Annotated in this window: 17 protein-coding genes and 2 rRNA genes (1 of these 19 running past the window's edge); 15 read left to right on the top strand and 4 right to left on the bottom strand. The window is 55.9% G+C overall.

Annotation, left to right across the window (positions count from 1 at the left end):
* Nucleotides 1-1,854: ribosomal RNA gene (locus K3727_03575) — 23S ribosomal RNA — on the top strand (it extends 974 nt beyond the left edge of the window).
* Between the two features lie 226 nt (nucleotides 1,855-2,080).
* Nucleotides 2,081-2,195, top strand: a 5S ribosomal RNA gene (gene rrf / locus K3727_03580).
* A gap of 347 nt (nucleotides 2,196-2,542) precedes the next feature.
* On the opposite strand, the gene K3727_03585 is transcribed toward rrf, so the two are convergent.
* The gene (locus tag K3727_03585; protein ID UWQ91895.1) at nucleotides 2,543-2,791 is read right to left on the bottom strand and encodes a hypothetical protein; all 249 of its coding nucleotides are present in this window, start codon (nucleotides 2,789-2,791) and stop codon (nucleotides 2,543-2,545) included.
* A gap of 476 nt (nucleotides 2,792-3,267) precedes the next feature.
* Here K3727_03585 and K3727_03590 point away from each other — a divergent pair, with 476 nt between their 5' ends.
* The 13 genes from K3727_03590 (at nucleotide 3,268) to K3727_03650 (ending at nucleotide 17,145) form a co-directional block, all read left to right on the top strand.
* The gene (locus K3727_03590) at nucleotides 3,268-3,882 is read left to right on the top strand and encodes a hypothetical protein (GenBank protein ID UWQ91896.1); all 615 of its coding nucleotides are present in this window, start codon (nucleotides 3,268-3,270) and stop codon (nucleotides 3,880-3,882) included.
* A 370-nt stretch (nucleotides 3,883-4,252) separates the two neighbouring features.
* Nucleotides 4,253-5,182, top strand: coding sequence for a hypothetical protein (locus K3727_03595; protein UWQ91897.1), 930 nt, complete (start codon nucleotides 4,253-4,255; stop codon nucleotides 5,180-5,182).
* A gap of 57 nt (nucleotides 5,183-5,239) precedes the next feature.
* Nucleotides 5,240-6,721, top strand: coding sequence for a UbiA family prenyltransferase (locus K3727_03600; protein UWQ91898.1), 1,482 nt, complete (start codon nucleotides 5,240-5,242; stop codon nucleotides 6,719-6,721).
* Nucleotides 6,718-7,950, top strand: a complete 1,233-nt coding sequence (locus K3727_03605) for a glycosyltransferase family 39 protein (protein UWQ91899.1) — start codon at nucleotides 6,718-6,720, stop codon at nucleotides 7,948-7,950. The genes K3727_03600 and K3727_03605 overlap by 4 nt, the downstream gene beginning before the upstream one ends.
* Nucleotides 7,951-7,954: 4 nt before the next feature.
* Nucleotides 7,955-8,326, top strand: coding sequence for a hypothetical protein (locus tag K3727_03610; protein ID UWQ91900.1), 372 nt, complete (start codon nucleotides 7,955-7,957; stop codon nucleotides 8,324-8,326).
* 130 nt (nucleotides 8,327-8,456) lie between these two features.
* Nucleotides 8,457-9,569 (top strand): LytTR family transcriptional regulator DNA-binding domain-containing protein, encoded by a 1,113-nt coding sequence (locus K3727_03615; protein ID UWQ91901.1) that lies wholly within the window; start codon nucleotides 8,457-8,459, stop codon nucleotides 9,567-9,569.
* Between the two features lie 137 nt (nucleotides 9,570-9,706).
* On the top strand, nucleotides 9,707-10,561 hold the full coding sequence (locus K3727_03620) for a xanthine dehydrogenase family protein subunit M (protein ID UWQ91902.1): 855 nt from the start codon (nucleotides 9,707-9,709) through the stop codon (nucleotides 10,559-10,561).
* Nucleotides 10,562-10,573: 12 nt separating this feature from the next.
* Nucleotides 10,574-11,068 (top strand): (2Fe-2S)-binding protein, encoded by a 495-nt coding sequence (locus K3727_03625; GenBank protein ID UWQ91903.1) that lies wholly within the window; start codon nucleotides 10,574-10,576, stop codon nucleotides 11,066-11,068.
* Nucleotides 11,065-13,482 (top strand): carbon-monoxide dehydrogenase large subunit, encoded by a 2,418-nt coding sequence (locus K3727_03630; GenBank protein UWQ91904.1) that lies wholly within the window; start codon nucleotides 11,065-11,067, stop codon nucleotides 13,480-13,482. The genes K3727_03625 and K3727_03630 overlap by 4 nt, the downstream gene beginning before the upstream one ends.
* 114 nt (nucleotides 13,483-13,596) lie before the next feature.
* The gene (locus K3727_03635) at nucleotides 13,597-14,463 is read left to right on the top strand and encodes a MoxR family ATPase (protein ID UWQ93260.1); all 867 of its coding nucleotides are present in this window, start codon (nucleotides 13,597-13,599) and stop codon (nucleotides 14,461-14,463) included.
* Nucleotides 14,460-15,647, top strand: coding sequence for a VWA domain-containing protein (locus K3727_03640; protein ID UWQ91905.1), 1,188 nt, complete (start codon nucleotides 14,460-14,462; stop codon nucleotides 15,645-15,647). The genes K3727_03635 and K3727_03640 overlap by 4 nt, the downstream gene beginning before the upstream one ends.
* On the top strand, nucleotides 15,644-16,447 hold the full coding sequence (locus K3727_03645) for an XdhC family protein (GenBank protein UWQ91906.1): 804 nt from the start codon (nucleotides 15,644-15,646) through the stop codon (nucleotides 16,445-16,447). The genes K3727_03640 and K3727_03645 overlap by 4 nt, the downstream gene beginning before the upstream one ends.
* A 248-nt stretch (nucleotides 16,448-16,695) precedes the next feature.
* Complete coding sequence (locus tag K3727_03650; protein ID UWQ91907.1) at nucleotides 16,696-17,145, top strand: carbon monoxide dehydrogenase subunit G; 450 nt, start codon at nucleotides 16,696-16,698, stop codon at nucleotides 17,143-17,145.
* Nucleotides 17,146-17,366: 221 nt separating this feature from the next.
* Here K3727_03650 and K3727_03655 read toward each other — a convergent pair whose 3' ends face one another.
* From K3727_03655 to K3727_03665, 3 genes are all read right to left on the bottom strand, one after another.
* Nucleotides 17,367-18,743 (bottom strand): aspartate aminotransferase family protein, encoded by a 1,377-nt coding sequence (locus K3727_03655; protein UWQ91908.1) that lies wholly within the window; start codon nucleotides 18,741-18,743, stop codon nucleotides 17,367-17,369.
* A 214-nt stretch (nucleotides 18,744-18,957) separates the two neighbouring features.
* Nucleotides 18,958-20,145 carry an acetylornithine deacetylase gene (gene argE / locus K3727_03660; protein ID UWQ91909.1) on the bottom strand — a complete coding sequence of 396 codons (1,188 nt, stop codon included), beginning with the start codon at nucleotides 20,143-20,145 and terminating at the stop codon, nucleotides 18,958-18,960.
* Nucleotides 20,142-20,840 carry a GntR family transcriptional regulator gene (locus K3727_03665; protein UWQ91910.1) on the bottom strand — a complete coding sequence of 233 codons (699 nt, stop codon included), beginning with the start codon at nucleotides 20,838-20,840 and terminating at the stop codon, nucleotides 20,142-20,144. The genes argE and K3727_03665 overlap by 4 nt, the downstream gene beginning before the upstream one ends.
* Nucleotides 20,841-20,928 lie beyond the last annotated feature (88 nt).

Consider the following 20,928-nt stretch of genomic DNA (forward strand, 5'->3'; position numbering starts at 1 on the left):
TGCTAACGTCCGTAGTGGAGAGGGAAACAACCCTGACCTACGACTAAGGCCCCTAATTCATGGCTAAGTGGGAAAGCAGGTGGGACGACCAAAACAACCAGGAGGTTGGCTTAGAAGCAGCCATCCTTTAAAGATAGCGTAACAGCTCACTGGTCTAATCAAGTTGTCCTGCGGCGAAGATGTAACGGGGCTCAAGCCATGAGCCGAAGTCTAGGATGCACATAGTGCATGGTAGCAGAGCGTAGTGTGACATAGTCTCATTCCTCCTTAACTCCTTCGGGAGTATTGGAGGAGAGAGGCTTTCGATGAAGCGGGCGCGTGAGCGATCCCGTGGAGAGATCACTAGTGAGAATGATGACATGAGTAGCGACAAAGAGTGTGAGAGACACTCTCGCCGAAAGTCCAAGGGTTCCTGCTTAAAGCTAATCTGAGCAGGGTAAGCCGACCCCTAAGGCGAGGCCGAAAGGCGTAGTCGATGGGAACCAGGTTAATATTCCTGGGCCATGGAGTGGTGACGGATCTCGAAGGTAGTTCATCCTTATCGGATTGAATGGGCTGCTGAGAGGTTCCTGGAAATAGCCCTCCTATAAGATCGTACCCTAAACCGACACAGGTGGACTGGTAGAGAATACCAAGGCGCTTGAGAGAACTATGTTGAAGGAACTCGGCAAAATACCTCCGTAAGTTCGCGAGAAGGAGGCCCGGTTCCTAGGCAACTAGGGGCTGGGGGCACAAACCAGGGGGTGGCGACTGTTTATTAAAAACACAGGGCTCTGCGAAGTCGCAAGACGACGTATAGGGTCTGACGCCTGCCCGGTGCCTGAAGGTTAAAAGGAGGGGTGAGAGCTCTGAATTGAAGCCCAGGTAAACGGCGGCCGTAACTATAACGGTCCTAAGGTAGCGAAATTCCTTGTCGGGTAAGTTCCGACCTGCACGAATGGCGTAACGACTTCCCCGCTGTCTCCAACATAGACTCAGCGAAATTGAATTGCCTGTCAAGATGCAGGCTTCCCGCGGTTAGACGGAAAGACCCCGTGCACCTTTACTACAGCTTCACATTGGCATTAGGCCGAGCATGTGCAGGATAGGTGGTGGGCTTTGAAGCAGAGACGCAAGTCTCTGTGGAGCCTCCCTTGAGATACCACCCTTGCTCTGCTTGATGTCTAACCGCGGTCCGTTATCCGGATCCGGGACCCTGTGTGGCGGGTAGTTTGACTGGGGCGGTCGCCTCCTAAAGCGTAACGGAGGCGCGCGAAGGTTGGCTCAGAGCGGTCGGAAATCGCTCGTTGAGTGCAATGGCAGAAGCCAGCCTGACTGCGAGACTGACAAGTCGAGCAGAGTCGAAAGACGGCCATAGTGATCCGGTGGTCCCGAGTGGAAGGGCCATCGCTCAACGGATAAAAGGTACGCCGGGGATAACAGGCTGATACTGCCCAAGAGTCCATATCGACGGCAGTGTTTGGCACCTCGATGTCGGCTCATCTCATCCTGGGGCTGGAGCAGGTCCCAAGGGTACGGCTGTTCGCCGTTTAAAGAGGTACGTGAGCTGGGTTTAGAACGTCGTGAGACAGTTCGGTCCCTATCTGCCGTGGGTGTAGGATACTTGAGAGGAGTTGCCCCTAGTACGAGAGGACCGGGGTGAACGAACCACTGGTGGACCAGTTGTCGTGCCAACGGCAGTGCTGGGTAGCTATGTTCGGACAGGATAACCGCTGAAGGCATCTAAGCGGGAAGCCCCCCTCAAAACAAGGTATCCCTGAGGACCGAGGTAGACCACCTCGTCGATAGGCCAGAGATGTAAGCATGGTAACATGTTCAGTTGACTGGTACTAATGGTCCGATAGGCTTGATTTGATCCAGTAAAAGTAAGACTGCTGGCCTCATGTAGCGCTCCGCGCAATAGGCCAACAAAACTGGAACCAAACAAAAGCATACAGCCCCAAAAAATCTTGGCTTGGACAGCACAATGTTGATTGATCTCTATCCGCTCTGACAATGAATGGGTGACAACGCGCTTTCCTTTGGAAAACGCTGTCTGTCACTCTCACTGTCCGAGAGCGGACAGTGAGTATTTATTCGGTTTGGTGGTCATAGCACGAGTGAAACACCCGGTCCCATCCCGAACCCGGAAGTTAAGCACCGAAGCGCCAATGGTACTGCGACTTAAGTCGTGGGAGAGTAGGTCACCGCCAAACCTAATAAATACTCACAAAATCTCTCAATTCGATCCAAAACACACACCCTCCCAAAAAAACACCAGACAAACTAAAATAATCGCAAGTCGATATGTCATCGACAAAATTGACGTGTGGCCCTGAAACGCCTCCAGCTTTGTGTAACCTCCGCCCAACCACAGGACGGAGAAATGAAGGTGGGAGACATCGGCGAGCAGATCATTCAGAGGGTCAAGGAACAGGGCTGAAACCTTCGGGAAATTCGGTGGGCTCAGGATGCGGTGACAAAATCGTGGCCTCAAACCCATCGCACCGGACGAGCTTGGCTCATCCGGTGCGAAAACCGAGGATTGACTGTCTCTGAGGGCTTATCCCGCCTGGCGGGCGTCCTGCTTGCAGTCGCGTTTGTCGTGCCCGGCACCTTCGGATTGACGGCAATCCTGGCGATCGCCCCGGCGGTCCTGGCGGTTGTCCATGCCGCGTGTGTCGGCAACCTCATAGCTGGAGCTCGCGGGCATCATTCCCGTGTCCAGGACGGGCATCGGCGCGGTCGAAGCGGAAGCCAGAGAGGCGGTGAGCGCAACGGCGACGGCGGCGAAGGTGGCTTTGGTGAACATGATCTGGGTCCTTTCCCTGTGAGCGGTGTGACCGATCTGCGGCCCGCTCCGTGTCTGATGACACCAATATGCGCCCCCCATCGCCCCAATGCCGGTGAATTTGGGTCAAAAACTTGCGAATACGAGACGCAAAGCCACCCAAACATAACCCAAGACAGCAATAAAACCTCAGACCCCAACGTGCCCGAATGCGCCTCAAATAAAATCTCCAAACAACACAAAAAAATACAAACAAAAATCAATGACAGAATAAGAAAGGGTTTCGCCATTTGTCGACATGATCTGGCGAGGCAGTGATATGAGGACATTCAATTTAGAGGGCGACGGGTTGGCCTGTATTTGGTAAGATGGCGGTGATAAACCGCGAAATCTTTGAGTTACGGCAAGAGACGGTTGGTTTCCTGAGGCCGCATTATGGGCGGACACCCGAGTATTTGGTCCGGCTGAAAAGCCGGGAAAAACTTTGGGAGAGTATAATGTCTAAACTGAATTATATTATGGTCACCGTCGCCAGTTGCGCGCCGGCCTATTTGGATCAGGCTCTGGCGCATGTTGGAAATCTGGTGACTGAATTAAAGGGGCAGGCCGGGGCGGTCATGGCAAGATATGGCGTTGTCAGCACAGGTGAACACGCTGGCAGTCTGATCTTGTTCCAGGGTTATGATGAATTGAATGGCATTGATCGGGCCTTTGGCGTTTACGGCACGTCGGACGCCTACAAGGATCTGATTGGAAGCGGCCAAATCGCTGTCACCCTGCGCAACATCATCAAGATGGAAGACATCGGGCTCGACAATTCATCTACGGAGCTTCCGGCATATGGGGTTCTGACCCGGTTTGGATCTGCTGATTTGATGTTGGAAAAGATGAAGCCGGTTATTCCGTGTTTCGAAGACAATGGTGCGATGTTCCTTCGGTACGGAACGATCATGACAGGAAACGCGGCTGGACGGAGATTGTTGGGCGTGGGCTACCCCTCCATGGATGCAATTGAAAAAACCTACAATGCCTTGCGGGAAAGCAAAGAGTACAACGACGTGGTGCAGGATATCGATTTGGATTTTCGCAACATATTCCGCTATGCGGGTTGATCACCGGCCAAGCAGGAAACTGGCACATGCGATTCCAGGGCGATTGGGCTCAAAATAGTGTAGGCCATCCGGCCAACTCAGTGCAGCGACCGCATCTGCCGGGCCTGTAACGGTTGGTCAACATCTGCGCCTACACGCTTGCCATCGCCACGCACGTGAGGGTGGCAAGAGGCCCAAATCCAAACTTTGGAACGGTATATCCCGCCCAAAAGCAGCAAGAGTTCTTCGGGGAAAATCCGGAACAAATCCGGGTTGATCGGTGTGATTGTCGATGATTTTGGCCTGACGGGTCCTGTCTACAGCTTGTCAGGCCCTAAAGGGTTGCCTTGAGCACTCAGTTGTCTGACTCTCTTGGAACTGGAGTGTGTTGATGACCCGACCGAATTTTGCCCGTGTGAACGAGATCAGAGAGCCCAGAACGGGTGCCTGGACAGGGCCCCTGCGTATCATTGCGTGCTGTCTGTTGTTGTATCTCATCGCGGCGGCCCAGGTTGAGGCCGAGCAAAAAGCGCAATGGCCCAGAGTGGTTCAGTCAGGTCACAGTCTGACCGACAGCATCATTGATCCCTTGCGGAGTTTCGTCAGGTTCTCTGGGCGGCGCGCGGCGAAGATGGATGCATCTACCATTCCCGGAAGCCCGATGGACTGGCGCTGGTCACATCCGGCCAATCCAGACATTCGCCAACCCGAGGTGATCGGGGATTATGACGTTCTGGTGATCACGGAACGTGCGCCTTTGTCCGGGACCGTCGAATGGCATAATTCATCGGACTGGGGGCTTCGATGGTTCGAGCACGCCTGGCAACACGGTGGAAATGGTCGCGGAGCCCGCACAATCCTGTATGCCACCTGGATTGATGTCATCAGCGGCCCTGACTTTGACAATCCCTATAACGACATCGAAGGTCATCTGACCTTCAGGGAACGGTTGCCGCTGGAACAGCGCCGCTGGCAAAAGATCCTTGATCACGTCAACACCAACAAACCTGATGCTGCTGTCGACATGGTGATGATCCCCGGACCTTTGATCATGGCGGCTGCATATGATGACATCACAGCCGGGATTGCTCCGGGAATTACCCATATCTCACAACTGTTCGAAGATAGTATTCACCTCAATGAAATGGGCAGCTATCTCATTGCCTTAGCTCATTTTTCGGTGATTTACAAACAGGATCCGCGTGGTCTCCCGCAGGGGGTGCCAGCCAGAGGTGGCCCGGACAAGGCCCAAGCCAAATGGATGCAGGATCTGGTTTTGGACGTGTTGATGCGTTTCCCGAGCGATGGGTTTCCCGGTTAATCTTGCATTGAAAGCGAAAATCCAGATTATGAAAGCGATTTCAACCGGGTGGGCAAATTGAAAAATCTGGATACTCCCGATCGCAACATTCCGTTGATCGTTGATCTTGACGGCACACTCTGCCGCAGCGATACGCTCCATGAAACGATTGTTGGAATGCTGGGACATGGCCAGCAGACGTTGTTTCAGCTGCCAGGTTGGCTCCTCCAGGGCAAGGCGGCCTTTAAGGAACATCTTGCTTTTCATCGGATTTCAGACGCGGCAAGCCTGCCGTATAATGCTGATGTCATTGAGCAGATCCAGACGGCCAAAGCGCAAGGACGAACGATCTTGTTGGTCTCGGCCTCCCATCAACGTCAGGTTGACGCTGTCGCCAATCATTTGGATTGTTTCGATGACGCTATTGGAACTGGGGGGACGCTTCCTTTGCAGGTCGCCGGTGAAGGTGCGACCAACTTGGGCGGTGGAAACAAAGCACGCTTTCTGATCGATCGCTTTGGCCAGGGTGGGTATGATTATATCGGAGACCACAAGACCGATTTGCCGGTCTGGAAAGGTGCGCGCCGGGCCTTGGCCGTCAGCCCGAACGGCGGGCTCGAGCGGGCGGCTGCAGCACAGGGCATCGACCTGGAACCTGTTGGCGCTGCATCGACATCCAAATTATCGGCTTTGTTCAGGGCGATGCGGCCCCATCAATGGGCCAAGAACGCCTTGATCCTGTTGCCAGTTCTGACAGCACAAGACGCGGCATTGGTGTTGCCTGCGATTGTCGCAATGATTTGCTTTTGTATGGCGGCGTCTGCGGCCTATTTGATCAATGACCTGATTGATCTGGCGGCCGACCGCGCCCATCCGCGAAAACGGATGCGACCGCTGGCGGCTGGAACACTGCCTGTGTCGTATGGGTTGGCGGCGGCGGCCGTGTTGCTGCCGAGTGCCTTTGGGATTGCTGCGGCCATTCTTCCGGGGTGGTTTGCTTTGGTGCTGGTTCTCTACATGGCTCTGACGTTTGCCTATTCATTCTGGTTGAAGCGCAAATTGATGATTGATGTCATCGTTCTCGCTGCACTGTATACCCTGCGGATCGTTGCAGGTGCTGCGGCAACCGGAATCGTATTGTCGCCCTGGTTGCTGACTTTTTCGATGTTTCTTTTCTTCTCGCTTGCGACAATCAAACGTCAGGCTGAACTCGAGGATCTGGCGCAGAGCGGTGGCGAGAAAACCAAAGGGCGCAACCTGTTGGTGGTCGATTTGCCAATTCTGCGGGCGATGTCGATATCGGCGGCCCAGGCTGCGGTTCTGGTGTTCGCGTTATATGCCGAAGATGACGCCGTGCGGCAGCAATACGCGCAACCGGATCTGCTTTGGGGTGTCTGCCCAATTCTGTTCTTCTGGCTAGGGAGAATGCAGTTTTTGACCGCGCGTGGTTTCATGCATGATGACCCTGTGGTGTTTTCGATGCGGGACCGTATCAGTTTGATCAGTGGCTTGTTGACTGTGGTTCTGATTGTTTTGGCCGCCGCGGGTGTGAGCTCATGAAGCCTGCGCAAACTCGCATTTTCTGGATATTGTTGATTTTCGGAATGGGGCTGAGGCTGATCTGGGCATTGATGGTGCCAGTCGAACCGATTTCGGACGCCCATGCCTATGATGTTTTTGCCCGCAATATCGTTGCCTATGGCGTCTATGGCTGGACCCCTGATGAGCCAAGTGCGTATTGGCCGGTTGGGACGTCTGCCATTGTCGCTGCTGGTTATGCCCTGACCGGGGGCAGCTATTGGAGCGTCGTGTTCTTTAACCTGATTGCCGGAGGCGCAATCATCGTCTTGACACAAAGGCTCGCGATGCGTTGGTTTGGCGGCGTTGCCGGGCTGGCTGCGATGGCGATCGTGGCGTTTTGGCCAAACCTGATCATGTTTACCACGACGATAGCCAGCGAACTGTTCTTCCTCGCATTTTGCCTTGGGGGGTTGTTCTTTTGGAAGCGCCCTGACGGGGATCGGCCATTTGTGGATCTTGTCTTGTGCGGACTTCTGTGGGGAGCGGCCTGTTATGTTCGCCCGGTTATTCTTTTGGCTCCGGTTGCGCTGGCGCTGGTCGATGTCCCGCGCGGGGTTTTACCCTTTGCACGCAGCATGGTTCGCGCTGGTTCTGTTATCGTCCTGATCGTTGCAACTGTCGCACCATGGAGCGAACGCAACCGCCAAGTTCTGGGTGAGAGAGAGCTGGTTTCGACGAACTTCGGTGCCAATCTGTGGATGGGCAATAATCCAGACAGTGATGGTGGATACAAACCCTTGCCACCCGAAGTCCGAGAGATGAGCGAGATCGAACGCGGTGAGTATCTAAAGGAAAAGGCTGTGACCTACATGGCCAGCGATCCTTGGGGTACGGCAAAGCGTAGTCTGAAAAAAGCAGTCCTGCTGCACAAGAATGAAACCATTGGTGTTGTTTGGAACCAACAGGCGATCGAACGTCTGTATGGGGCCAAAACTGTGTACCTGTTGAAGTTGATCGCGAGCGGATATTGGTACCTGGTGTTGACTGGTGCACTCTGCGGTCTGTTTATCGTTGGAAGGCGCGAGGGGTATGTGTCTGCGATATTTCATCCGGCAACTGCCCTGTTGGGCTATTTCACTGCCGTTCACGCAATGATCGTTGTGTCGGATCGCTATCACATGCCCAGTGTGCCTTTTCTGGCGGTCTTCGCTGCTGTAACGGTTGGCAGTATCGTCGTGCAGTTGGGGTCCACTGCGAACAGGAAGTGAAACTATGATGCTTGGTCACTGGGCTCTTATCGCGCTTGCCGCCACGTCGAATGTGGTCTTGAATTTATGCCTCAGAAAAGCCAGCCGCATGTTGGACCTTTCGGGGGCGTGGCCATTGGTGTTGAGCCTGCTGCAATCGGTCTGGATGTGGTTGGCTGTGGTCAGCGCGGTCACGCTGATCGGGGCCTTCATGGCGGCGATACGGGTGTATTCGCTGAGCATGACATATACTGCAATCACTGCGCTTGCGATGGTTGCGTTGACCGTAATCGGCGCGCTGGCCCATAGCGAACAGATATCGTCGCTGCGTATCGCAGGCCTGACATTGATCATCCTCGGGTTATGTGTGTCTGCGTTTGCGGAAACCGGAAGCTGAAATGCGGCCCAACGGTTCGGCACCGCTGTTCGCGATTGCATGAGCGGCGCGGAGGTCGAACACGGTTATGTTGACAATACTGTCATGGGTTTAACTTGATCGGAATTATCGGTCTCGTTAGACACACACCATGGAGTTGTTGGACTATTCCCATAACAACGGGCTGGTATTGGCGTCGCTATTTGTTGCGCTGATTGCCGGCTTTACCGGATTGTCCCTGACCAAGGGCCTGTCCGAACGTAGCGTGCCGCACAGGAAGATCCTGGTCGCGCTCGCCTCTGTGGCATTGGGAGGCGGCATCTGGTCGATGCATTTTGTTGCCATGTTGGGTCTGCAGATGCCAATTCTCTTCTATTACGATGCCGCGATCACATTGGCCTCGGCTTTGGTGGCCATTCTGGTTGTCGGCATCGCCCTGCTGATCCTGCATTTCTGGAAACGGACCCGGACCACTTTGGCGTTGTCAGGGGTCATTGTTGGGCTTGGGGTGCTCGCGATGCATTATATCGGCATGGCGGGGCTGGAGCTGTGCAGAGCGCTCTATACACCGACCGGAGTCACGTTGGCGATCTTGTCGTCCTGTGCGCTGAATATTGCGGCCTTTTCGATTGCCTATGGGCAGCGTACTGACCGGAACATCATTTTGGGAACCGTGGTTTTTGGGGTTGCCGTGTTCACGGTGCATTTCATTGCGCTTTGGGGAACCAATTTCATCCCGGTCGAGACCGCGACCGAAGTCGGCCCGTTGATCGGCAATGATGTCATGGCCATCGGTGTTGTTCTCAGCAGCTTTGTCTTGTGTGGGGCGTTCCTGTTGACGGGGATTACGTTTCTGACGCCGCAAACCACGGCTCCCGCGCCCACGGCTGATCCCGAACCAATTGTGCCGGAACAGCCGGCTCTGACGCCACGCGCGACACAGATACCATACGAACAGGACGGCCAGACCCGGTTTGTGGACACGGCCGATGTCGCGCTGATCCGTGCTGAAGGGCACTATACCCATTTGTACACGGCGGGTGAAAAACTGTTCTGTGTATGGTCGATCACCGAAGCGGAAAAACGGTTGATCCCCGGCGCGTTCATCAAGACCCACCGCAGCTATTTGGTTAATCCTACCTTTGTGTCCAGCTTTGAACGTCTAAAGGACAACGGGATCTGTTACTTCAGGATCGCCAGTGTCGAAAAAGCTCCGGTCAGCAGATCACGCCTGCCGATTGTGCGCGAGGCGTTGGGAATATAACAAAGCGCAGTTCGTGCACCGTTATTCGCATTTCGTGCAGAAAACCGCTCTTTTCACTGAAATCCGGTAGCCGCGGCTGCCTGTTGCATTCCTTCCTGTGACCCAAGCCAGACCAAGCATGGCAGGGAGGACCAGCAATGATACCAGCGGCGTTCGATTATCATCGACCCACGAATATGGGCGACGTGATCGCTCTTTTGGAGCAGCACGGTGATGATGCCCGTGTGATGGCAGGAGGGCACAGCCTGATCCCCATGATGAAGTTGAGGATGGCCGAGATACCGCATCTGATCGACCTTCAGGATGTCCAGGGTCTGGACGGGATCACCATTCAGAACGGGCGCATCACACTGGGTGCTTTGGTGACGCAACATGACCTGATCAACCATCAGGAGCTGACAGAAAGCGCCCCAATTCTGCGCGAAGCGGCGCTTCAGATTGCAGATCCCCAGGTCCGCTACATGGGGACCGTTGGCGGCAATGTCGCAAATGGGGACCCGGGCAATGATATGCCCGGACTGATGCAGTGTCTGGATGCCCAGATCGCGCTGATCGGTCCCGGGGGTCCCCGTAGCGTTGCGGCACGTGAGTATTACCAAGCCGCCTATATGACGGAACGAGAGGACGACGAAGTTCTGACCGCGATCAGCTTTGACATCCCACAAGGCGGGTACGCCTACGAGAAACAAAAGCGCAAAATCGGTGATTACGCGACCGCAGCCGCCGCCGTTCAGATCCAGAAGAGCGCCGGTCAGATTACGTCGGCCTCGATCGCGATGACCAATCTCAGCGACGTTCCGATCTGGTCTGCGGATGCCGCCGCTGCGTTGGTTGGGACACCCTGTGATGAGCTGGCCGTAAAGGCCGCCGTTGCAGCAATGCTGGGAGATATCGACCCGGTCGAAGACAACCGTGGCCCCGTTGCGTTCAAGCGCCACGTGGCCGGGATCATTCTGGCGCGTGCGATCCAGCGCGCCTGGGATCGGGCATAAGGGACCAACACAATGTCAGACAAAATGCACGTCAAACTGAACGTAAATGGCGAGGACCACGAATTCCTGGCCGAGCCGCGCGAACTGTTGATTTATGCGCTACGCGAGAAACTGAACCTGACCGGTCCGCATGTGGGTTGCGACACGTCGCACTGCGGGGCCTGTACGGTAACTGTTGATGGAAAATCGGTGAAATCCTGCACCATGTTTGTGGCCCAGGCCAATGGTGCGGAAATTACCACCATCGAAGGTATCGGCAACCCCGGTGCGCTGCATGTGCTTCAGGAAAGTTTTCGGGAACACCACGGATTGCAATGTGGGTTCTGCACGCCGGGCATGATCATCCGGGCAACAAAATTGCTCGAAGAAAACCCGACTCCCACCGAAGAAGAGGTTCGCTTTGGCATGGCCGGGAATATTTGCCGCTGCACAGGCTATCAGAACATCGTCAAATCCATTCTCGCGGCCGCGAGCGAATTGAACGCCAGCAAGGAGGCTGCAGAATGAATGATATGACGCCTGACCAAAAAGAACGCTCTGCCAATCTCAAGGGGTTGGGCTGTTCGCGAAAACGCGTTGAAGATGCCCGATTTACCCAAGGCAAAGGCAATTATGTCGATGACATCAAACTGCCCAACATGCTGCACGGAGATTTCGTGCGCTCCCCCTATGCCCATGCGCGTGTTGTTTCGGTCAACAAAGAAGCCGCTTTGGCGCTGCCTGGTGTTGTTGCCGTTCTGACCGCAGAGGACCTGGCCCCATTGGGGTTGCATTGGATGCCCACACTGGCGGGTGACAAACAGATGGTATTGGCGGATGGCAAGGTGCTGTTTCAAGGACAGGAAGTGGCCTTTGTCGTGGCCAATGACCGCTATATCGCAGCGGATGCCGTGGAACTGATCGAGGTCGAATACGAAGAACTACCGGTTCTGACCAACCCGTTCGAAGCGATGAAATCAGATGTGGTCCTGCGCGAAGACCTGGCCGGTCAGACAGAGGGTGCGCATGGGCCGCGCAGGCATCATAACCATATCTTTACCTGGGAAGCAGGTGACGAGGCGGCCACCAACCAAGTGTTGGACAATGCCGAGGTGGTTGCAAGTGAAAGCATGTATTATCACCGGACGCATCCCTGTCCGCTGGAGACATGCGGGGCCGTGGCGTCGATGGATGCGGTGAACGGCAAGCTGACCCTGTACGGAACCTTTCAGGCTCCGCATGCGATCCGCACGGTGGTGTCGCTGATCTCGGGCATCGAGGAGCACAATATTCGTGTTGTGTCTCCGGACATTGGCGGTGGCTTTGGCAACAAGGTGGGGGCCTATTCCGGGTACGTCTGTTCTGTCGTGGCTTCGATCGTCACCGGAAAGCCGGTGAAATGGGTCGAAGACCGCATGGAAAATCTGATGACCACGGCTTTCGCGCGCGATTATCACATGACGGGCAAGATCAGCGCCACCAGGGACGGTAAGATCACCGGGCTGCATTGTCATGTGACGGCGGATCACGGTGGTTTCGATGCCTGTGCGGACCCAACCAAATTCCCGGCCGGGTTCATGAATATCTGCACAGGGTCTTATGACATTCCAGTCGCCTATCTGGCCGTAGATGGGGTTTACACCAACAAGGCTCCTGGGGGGGTTAGCTATCGATGTTCTTTCCGCGTGACCGAAGCGGTGTATTTCATAGAACGCATGATCGAAGTTCTGGCGATCAAGTTGAACATGGATGCGGCCGAGCTGCGCCGGATCAACTTTATCCGAAAGGATCAATTCCCCTACAAGGCTGCGCTGGGTTGGGAATATGACAGTGGAGATTACCACACCGCCTGGGACAAAGCGATGAAAGCGGTGGACTATGACGGGTTGCGCGCGGAACAGGCGCAACGGGTCGAGGACTTTAAGGCCGGGAAAACCCGCACGCTGATGGGCATCGGTCTGACGCATTTCACTGAAATCGTCGGCGCAGGTCCGGTTAAAAACTGTGATATTCTGGGTATGGGGATGTTTGACAGTTGTGAAATCCGCATCCACCCGACCGGATCGGCGATTGCGCGTCTTGGCACGATTTCCCAAGGTCAGGGGCACGCAACGACATTCGCACAGATTCTGGCCAGCGAAATCGGGTTGTCGGCAGACAGTATCACCATCGAAGAAGGTGACACCGACACCGCGCCATATGGGTTGGGAACCTACGGGTCACGGTCAACCCCGGTCGCGGGCGCGGCGGCGGCCATGGTCGGGCGCAAGATCCGGGCCAAGGCGCAAATGATCGCAGCCTATCTGCTCGAAGTTCACGACGACGATGTGGAATTCGACGTTGATCGGTTTGTCGTCAAAGGAGCTCCGGAACGCTTTAAGACCATGAAGGACATTGCCTTTGCGTCCTACAATCAGGCGATCCCGGGGTTGGAGCCGGGATTGGAGGCTGTCAGCTATTATGACCCACCCAATATGACCTATCCGTTTGGGGCCTACGTCTGTGTGATGGACATTGACGTTGACACCGGTGTGCCGGAAATCCGCAGATTCTATGCGCTGGACGACTGCGGCACACGCATCAACCCGATGATCATCGAAGGGCAGATCCACGGTGGGTTGACCGAAGCGCTGGCTGTCGCTCTGGGGCAGGAGATCGCCTATGACGATCTGGGAAATTGCAAGACCGGGTCTTTGATGGATTTCTTTCTGCCGACAGCGTGGGAAGTGCCCAATTATGAAACCGACCACACGGTCACACCCAGCCCACACCACCCGATCGGGGCCAAAGGCGTTGGCGAGAGCCCTCATGTGGGTGGTGTTCCGTGTTTCTCCAATGCGGTTCAGGATGCGTTCCGTGCTTTTGGACTGACGCATACCAATATGCCGCACGATCATTGGCGGATCTGGCAGACTGCCAATGATCTAGGTTTGCACGACTAACGCATTTGGTGCCGGTGTTGCCGGCCAAACCGTCCGGAGGGGAGTATCCCTCTCCGGGCTCCCGCCCAATTGCATCTTCGATCTGAAAGAAACGGGATCATCGCATTGACTTACATGGACCTGCAAAAGCAGCTGGCCAAGGTCGGCTATGTAACATCGGATGATTTGGCGATGGCTGTGCATCTGGCCCTGTCCTTGGGGCGGCCCTTGTTGCTCGAAGGGGCTGCCGGTGTCGGCAAGACCGAAATCGCGTTGGCTTTGGCTGCGGTTCGCGACACGCAATTGATCCGCTTGCAATGCTACGAAGGGCTGGACGCAGCGCAGGCGATTTATGAATGGAATTATCAGCGTCAGCTTTTGACGATCCGGGCGGCTGCCGAGGCCGGTGAGACTGGCAAAGCGGTTGAAGACCGGATTTTTTCTGAAGACTTCCTGTTGCAGCGCCCCTTGCTCAAGGCAATCCGCCAGGATCAGCCGCCAGTGTTGTTGATTGACGAGATAGATCGCGCCGATGAGGAGTTCGAGGCCTATCTGCTAGAAATCCTGTCGGATTTCCAAATCACTATTCCAGAGCTGGGTACGCTAACGGCGGTCTCGCGCCCGATTGTCGTTCTGACGTCGAACGGTACCCGCGACTTGAGCGATGCGTTGCGCCGACGTTGCCTGTATGCGCATGTCGCCTACCCGGATCGCGAGACCGAGCTGGCCATTCTCAAGACACGTTGCCCCGAAATTGAAGTCCGGTTGGCCCGACAAATCATCGGGTTTGTGCAATCCCTGCGCCAGGAGGATCTGGAAAAGAACCCGGGCGTCGCCGAAATGCTGGATTTTGCTGCGGCGCTCATGGGGCTGGGGATCGCGGACCTCAGCCATGATCCCATAGTCTTGCAAGCGACACTCGCCACGCTTTTGAAAACCGAATCCGATCGCTACAATATCACACCGGAAATTGCCCAGCGGCTGGCGGGAAAAGCAGCATGAGCAGGGTGACAAAATTTGCTGCCCGAGATCCGGGGCCAGCGGCACGGGTGATTGGGTTCATGGCCCATTTGCGTGCCAACGGCCTGAGAGTCGGTGTGAGCGATGGGGCTCTTGCGCTCAGGGCTTTGGCCTGTGTGCAGGCCGCCAATCCGCGTCAGGTTCGTCGCGTGCTGCGTGCAGTTTGTACCGGCACGGCAGACGACTATACCCGGTTTGATGACCTCTTTGATGCCTATTGGTTAAACGGGGGGCGCGTCGCGGAAAAAACGGTTCCGGTACAATCTGCGTCCGCAGGGGCACAAGGCGTGACCTCCTCGCGCAAGAGCGGTGACTTGGCTCGCAGTGAGAGGAAGGGCAGGGCGACCTCGCCAGAGACCGGAGATGCGGATAGCGACGCAGACGGCGTGGGGACGCTAGTGGCGAGCACCGGTCATTCGGTGTTCAAGAGAGATTTGCGTGATCTGGTCGAGCCGAGCGACATTGCCGAGGCCGAAGTGCTGGCCCAAAGCTGGGGAGCGGCGCTGCGACACAAACGGTCGCGTCGTCGCAAACAGGCGCAAAAGGGCGATCAGATTCATTTTCGCAAGCTGATCCGCCATAGTCTGTCGACCGGGGGAGAACCTGTGGTTCTGCCTAAGAAACGTCGCCCGGACAGGCCTTTGAAAATCACGGCCATTTGCGATGTTTCTGGGTCGATGACTGTGTATTCGCGGATTTTTCTGGCCTTTATCATGGGGCTTATGCGGGCGGATGATGCATGTGATGCCTATCTGTTCCACACCCGTCTCGTCCGCATAACCGATGCTTTGCGGGACAAGGATACCCTGCGTGCGTTGGGGCGATTGTCACTGCTGGCAGAAGGGTTTGGCGGCGGATCACAGATTGGCGCATCGCTGTCGTTGTTCTCGCGCAGCTATGCGCGCCGGTTTGTGGATGGACGAACCGTGGTTCTGATCCTGTCGGACGGCTACGACTCGGCGGGATCTGATCAGATTGGCACGGCTCTGGCGGCGCTGAAGAAACGCGGATGCAAGATCATCTGGCTGAACCCCCTCAAAGGGTGGGAGGGGTATGAGCCAGTGGCGCGCGGGATGGCGGCGGCGCTGCCGCATCTCGACCTGTTTCAAGCGGCGAATACTTTGGCCGACTTGGCCGCATTGGAACCGGAGCTGGTAAAGATATGACCCCGGCAGAGATGACAGATACCGATATTGGCACCTTGGCGCGCAAGATGCGGGCCGAACGGAAACCATTTGCCATTGCCACAGTCATTCGCACCGTCGGAGCAACCGCTGCGAAACCCGGTGCCAAGGCGATTTTGGATGCAGACGGAACGATCCTGCAAGGCTGGATTGGCGGTGGGTGTGTCAAAGGGGCTCTGGCCAAGGCCGCCGCGCGGGCCGTGGCCGAGGGCAAGCCACAGTTGATTTCGCTGCATCCGCAGGATGTGCTGGAAGAAAAGGGAATTGTCGCTGGCGAAGATGTAGATGGGGTACGGTTCGCCCGCAATGGTTGCCCGTCCAAAGGGTCAATTGATATCTTTGTAGAAACGGTTCTGCCACAGCCTGAGTTGGTGATTTTTGGCCAATCTCCGGTCGCGCGCGCGCTGGGCAATTTGGCCGAGCAGTTCCAGTGGACTGTTGCGGTCTCGCCAACCACACCTGCCGCGCTGGAACACCCCGGATTCCAAAATCGAATGGTCGTTGTGGCGACACAGGGACAGGCTGATCTTGACAGTCTGCGCAGCGCGCTTGCAGCGTCAGCCCAATTTATTGCGTTTGTCGGGAGCCGACGCAAGTTTGCGGCCCTGGCAGACCAGTTGATCGCAGAAGGAATTCCACAGAAGGCGCTCGCAAAGGTCCAGGCCCCCGCAGGGTTGCACATCGGTGCTGTGACACCGGATGAAATTGCGCTGTCGATCCTGGCACAGCTGACACAGGTGCGGCGTGGCCACCTGCGTGGTGCTGGGGGGGGCGATGCATAGGGTGTTGGCATTCTTCGTTTTGGCTCCACCGCAGGGTGATACAGTGCCGATCGCTCCCATCAACCGGTACCACGAAACCGAAATTATCGCAGGACGTCCACCATGTCCTGTCATTCAGGAGGGCTATTCACTCATGCGAAAAATCCTGTTGAGCGTGTTCAAAAAACTCAAATCAAAACCTCTGACAGCCGAACAGGCAGAGGTTTTGGCGAACGTAAAATTCCCCTGTTGCTAAGAAGGACACCCAGATGGAATTGACAGACGAAATCACAATCAATGCCCCGATTTCAGTTGTTTATGAGGCTTTGAATAACCCGGAGGTGTTGCAGCAGTGTATCCCGGGATGCGAAGAGTTGATCAAACACTCAGATACAGAGCTGGAAGCCAAGGTCGTGCTGAAAGTCGGACCCGTCAAGGCGCGGTTCAGTGGGAATGTTGAGCTTGACACCTCGGGAGCGCCCAATGCGTTTTCCCTGACCGGGCAGGGCAATGGTGGAACCGCCGGACATGCCAAGGGCGGTGCTGATGTCACGCTCCAAGAGGTCGGTGGCGCGACCATTCTGAAATATGAAGCCAAGGCGGAGATCGGTGGCAAGCTTGCCCAGCTTGGCGGGCGTTTGATCCAAAGCACAGCCAAGAAACTGGCCGCAAAATTCTTTAAGACGTTTGCAGAAGTGGTCGAGACGGTTGATGCCTGACCGCCGGAAGTAGGCGCGTGTACTTATCCCTGCGTTTGTTTTCCGTGTTGTATATCTGGTTGGAAGACAGCCGATCCCCAGCGTGTAGGGCGCAAGGAATGGGAAGCGGCCGGTCATGTTGTTCAGGGTGCCTCTGAAATAGCGCGATCATGTGCTTGGGCATGGCTGCCCCGGTCACCACAGACTACGTTGGCCCACCAAAGGGCGGGCCAGCGTATGGGTCATGTTGTTGGCAGGACATCGTTCAGGGCGTCGGCTGTTGCGCTGACAATCACATCTGCTTCCGCCCGTGTCAGGCACATCGGCGGGGCCAGACCTATGATATCCCCCTGTGGCATGGCCCGTGCGATCACGCCGCGTTTCAGCATTCCACCCACAACCGATGGGCCCGCTTTGAGCCCTGCATCCAAAGGTGCGCGGCTTCTGCGATCAGCTGTGAGTTCAACAGCGCACAGCATACCTTCGCCGCGGATTTCACCGACATTCGGATGTTCGGCCAGTGCCTTTTTCATCTGGGCATTCAAATAGGCACCCACCGTAGCGGCGTTTTTAACCAATCCCAGATCGTCGATCAATTTCAGATTGGCTACGCCGGCTGCGGCGCAGATCGGGTGGGCGGAATAGGTCCAGCCATGGCCAATGGGACCAAAGGCATCGGTCCCATCTTCGAGTACCTTCCAGACCCTGTCGGAGACGATGGAGCCGGACAAAGGCGCATAGGCAGATGTCAGCCCCTTGGCGATGGTGATGATGTCCGGTTCGATCCCATAGTGTTGCGACCCGAACATGCTGCCCAATCGACCAAATCCGGTGACCACTTCATCTGCGATCAGAAGGATGTCATATTTTTTCAGCACGTCCTGAATCGCCGCCCAATATCCGGCAGGCGGCGGGACAATGCCGCCGGTGCCCAAAACCGGCTCGCCTATAAAGGCGGCAATTGTGTCGGGGCCTTCGGCCTGGATCATCTTGTCCAACTCGGTGGCGCAATGGGCGCTGAACTCCTCTTCGCTCATTGTGGCGTCCGGGCGGCGATAGTAATAGGGCGCTTCGGTGTGGATCACCTGCGCCAGCGGCAGGTCGAACTTCTTGTGAAACAGTTCAAGCCCGGTCAGCGATCCGGTCATCAACCCCGACCCGTGATAACCACGCCAGCGCGAGATGATCTTCTTCTTTTCCGGGCGGCCCAGGATATTGTTGTAATACCAGATCAGTTTGATGTTGGTTTCATTGGCGTCCGAGCCGGACAATCCAAAATAGACCTTGGACATATTGGACGGAGCCCGGTCCAGGATCATTTTGGCCAGGGTGATTGACGCCTCGGTGCCATGACCGACGTAGGAATGATAATAGGCCAGTTCCTGTGCCTGGGCGGCGATGGCGTCTGAAATCTCGGTTCGGCCATAGCCGACGTTCACGCAATACAGCCCGGCAAACCCATCCAACAGGCGGGTGCCGTCGCGGTCTTCGATGTAGACACCGCTGCCGCCCGTGACAATCCGGTTGGGCAGATCCCCGCGGGCAAAATCCGCAAGATGGGTCGATGGGTGAAAGAAATTCTCGCGATCCCATTGATCCAGTTGATCGTTCTTCAACATCTATCTCTCCTCAGGTCCGGGGTGTTGGGGTATTTGGCAATCAGTTGGCTACTGCGATCAAAAGACACGGTCATCGCGCATTCAAAACAGTTGGGTAACGAACAGGTTTGCGGCGACATCGCCTTGGATCGCGCCAGGTGCGAATTACCATTCTTGCGCTGGGCCTTGTAACGTACGGGCAGGGAAAAATGCGGTTGCATGGATGGCCCGGTTTTCACTGTGACAGTCGGTCAGACAGGCGCTTCAGAAATTCGAGCCCTTCGGTCAGTTCTTCCACGGTGATGAATTCATCCGGCTTGTGCGCGCGATTGATGTCGCCGGGACCAAAAACAACAGTCGAATAGGCGTCGTCGCTGAAATATCCTGCGTCGGTGCCAAAGGACACGACGCGGGTGTCATTGATGCCGGTAAGAGCGCTGACAAATTCGGCGGCTTTGGCTGCGTTGCGATCGTCCAGCGGCGGAACGGCAGTTTCGGTGATGATACGAATGTCGGTGTCGGGTGCGATGGCGCGCAGGGCAGGCAGGATTTCGGTCTCGGCGAATTCCGCGATTTCTGTAATCACTGCTGCGCCGTCTTCGCCGGGCATCGGGCGGTATTCCCATTTGAAATTGCACCAACCGGCGGTGGCGTTGCGCGCGGCTCCGCCTTCGATTGTACCGATGTTGAATGTCGGGTAGGCCGGGTCAAAGGCCGAGTTGGCAATCGGATGGGCCGCGCGGTTTGCCCCCATTTCTTCAATCTTGGCGATCAACTTCGTCGCGGCATTGATCGCATTTGCGCCTTTGGTCGGGTCACAGGAATGCACCGCATGACCGATGATTTCGGTGCGCATTTCATACCCGCCCTTGTGGCCGGTCACGATGGTCATATTTGTTGGCTCTCCAACGATAACGACCTCGGGACGATAGGTTTCGCCCGCCATCGCATCCAAGAGAACCGGCATACCCAATCCACCGATTTCTTCGTCATAGGAAAAAGCGATGTGGATGGGGTGTTTCAATTCGGCGGCCTGAAAGACCGGAACCGAGGCCAGAACACAGGCCAAAAATCCCTTCATATCGACCGACCCACGGCCAAACAACTGGTTGCCCATGCGAGTCAGGACAAAGGGATCAGTGGCCCAGGCCTGGCCATCGACGGGAACGACGTCTGTGTGGCCATTCAGAACAACACCGCCGTCAATTTGCGGACCGATTGTCGCAAAAAGATTGGCCCGCTCGCCTGTATCGTCATAGCTCAGCGTGGTTTTGACCCCATGGGCTGCCAAATAGTCCCGGACATAGCCGAGGATCGGGTGGGTCGATCTGCCCGAGATGCTGTCAAAACCAACGAGGTTTCGCAGAATTTCGATGGTTTCTTCCAGCAGATCTGGTGACGGCCCGGTCAACGTATGGGTCATGATTCCACCATGGAGCGGCCCAGCAAAGTCATCATGCGTTGCAGATCTTTGCTGCGGTATTCCCCGACGCCGCGAATGTCGTTTAGCGCCATCGCGGCGCGAATTTCCAACAGCTCGTTGAGCTGTCCTGCAAACACGTCGTCCCAGCCGAACTGGGGCAAAAACGTGTACCAGATCCGGGCCACGCGGTAATACAGCAATTCGATCACTTCGCGCAGCGGCGTATTACCGGTCAGATCTGACAACAGGTGTTGCAGGTCGTTTGCGACCAACGCCAATGCGCCGAAATTGCCCCTGTCGGATTCCAGATCTTTGGTATCCGCAATGATCTGATCAATCCTGGCCAAATGCGCAGATGTGATTTCGACCGGCGACAGTTCACCCATCATCGCGGCCAGCCGTTTGCGCAGATCATAGGTTTCCTTGAAGGTGTACAGATCAATGTCAGTCACGATCGTGCCGACGCCGTTTTTAATCTGCACCAGCCCCATAAACTCGAGCTTGTTAAAGACCCGTTTGATCGGCGTTCGGCTGATCCCGAATTCCTTGGCCAGCGTCCCTTCGCTCAGAACTGTGCCGGGACGATAGCGCAACAGGCAAATGCGGTCGCGCAATGTGCAGAAAATACGTTCAAATCGCTCGTTTCCTGTTTCATCTTCGACAGCGGGCAATTGCATTTGGCGCAGTTCTTGCACGTCAGGCTCCTTGGCAAAACGGGTTGCACAGCTTTTGTGGTGCGCCGTTCAGGTTCGATTCTGCGGTGACATGCAAATCAATAGGGGT

This window comes from Rhodobacteraceae bacterium M382 (assembly GCA_025141015.1).
In the GTDB taxonomy this organism is placed as follows: Bacteria; Pseudomonadota; Alphaproteobacteria; order Rhodobacterales; family Rhodobacteraceae; genus Aliisedimentitalea; species Aliisedimentitalea scapharcae.

What these genes read in the sequence shown, in the direction of transcription:
- K3727_03625 (UWQ91903.1), top strand. Translation starts at nt 10,574, where the DNA reads ATGTCAGACAAAATGCACGTCAAACTGAACGTAAATGGCGAGGACCAC.
- K3727_03655 (UWQ91908.1), bottom strand. Translation starts at nt 18,743, where the DNA reads ATGTTGAAGAACGATCAACTGGATCAATGGGATCGCGAGAATTTCTTT.
- K3727_03640 (UWQ91905.1), top strand. Translation starts at nt 14,460, where the DNA reads ATGAGCAGGGTGACAAAATTTGCTGCCCGAGATCCGGGGCCAGCGGCA.
- K3727_03615 (UWQ91901.1), top strand. Translation starts at nt 8,457, where the DNA reads ATGGAGTTGTTGGACTATTCCCATAACAACGGGCTGGTATTGGCGTCG.
- K3727_03620 (UWQ91902.1), top strand. Translation starts at nt 9,707, where the DNA reads ATGATACCAGCGGCGTTCGATTATCATCGACCCACGAATATGGGCGAC.
- K3727_03595 (UWQ91897.1), top strand. Translation starts at nt 4,253, where the DNA reads ATGACCCGACCGAATTTTGCCCGTGTGAACGAGATCAGAGAGCCCAGA.
- K3727_03630 (UWQ91904.1), top strand. Translation starts at nt 11,065, where the DNA reads ATGAATGATATGACGCCTGACCAAAAAGAACGCTCTGCCAATCTCAAG.
- K3727_03650 (UWQ91907.1), top strand. Translation starts at nt 16,696, where the DNA reads ATGGAATTGACAGACGAAATCACAATCAATGCCCCGATTTCAGTTGTT.
- K3727_03645 (UWQ91906.1), top strand. Translation starts at nt 15,644, where the DNA reads ATGACCCCGGCAGAGATGACAGATACCGATATTGGCACCTTGGCGCGC.
- K3727_03605 (UWQ91899.1), top strand. Translation starts at nt 6,718, where the DNA reads ATGAAGCCTGCGCAAACTCGCATTTTCTGGATATTGTTGATTTTCGGA.
- K3727_03590 (UWQ91896.1), top strand. Translation starts at nt 3,268, where the DNA reads ATGTCTAAACTGAATTATATTATGGTCACCGTCGCCAGTTGCGCGCCG.
- K3727_03635 (UWQ93260.1), top strand. Translation starts at nt 13,597, where the DNA reads ATGGACCTGCAAAAGCAGCTGGCCAAGGTCGGCTATGTAACATCGGAT.
- K3727_03610 (UWQ91900.1), top strand. Translation starts at nt 7,955, where the DNA reads ATGATGCTTGGTCACTGGGCTCTTATCGCGCTTGCCGCCACGTCGAAT.
- argE (UWQ91909.1), bottom strand. Translation starts at nt 20,145, where the DNA reads ATGACCCATACGTTGACCGGGCCGTCACCAGATCTGCTGGAAGAAACC.
- K3727_03585 (UWQ91895.1), bottom strand. Translation starts at nt 2,791, where the DNA reads ATGTTCACCAAAGCCACCTTCGCCGCCGTCGCCGTTGCGCTCACCGCC.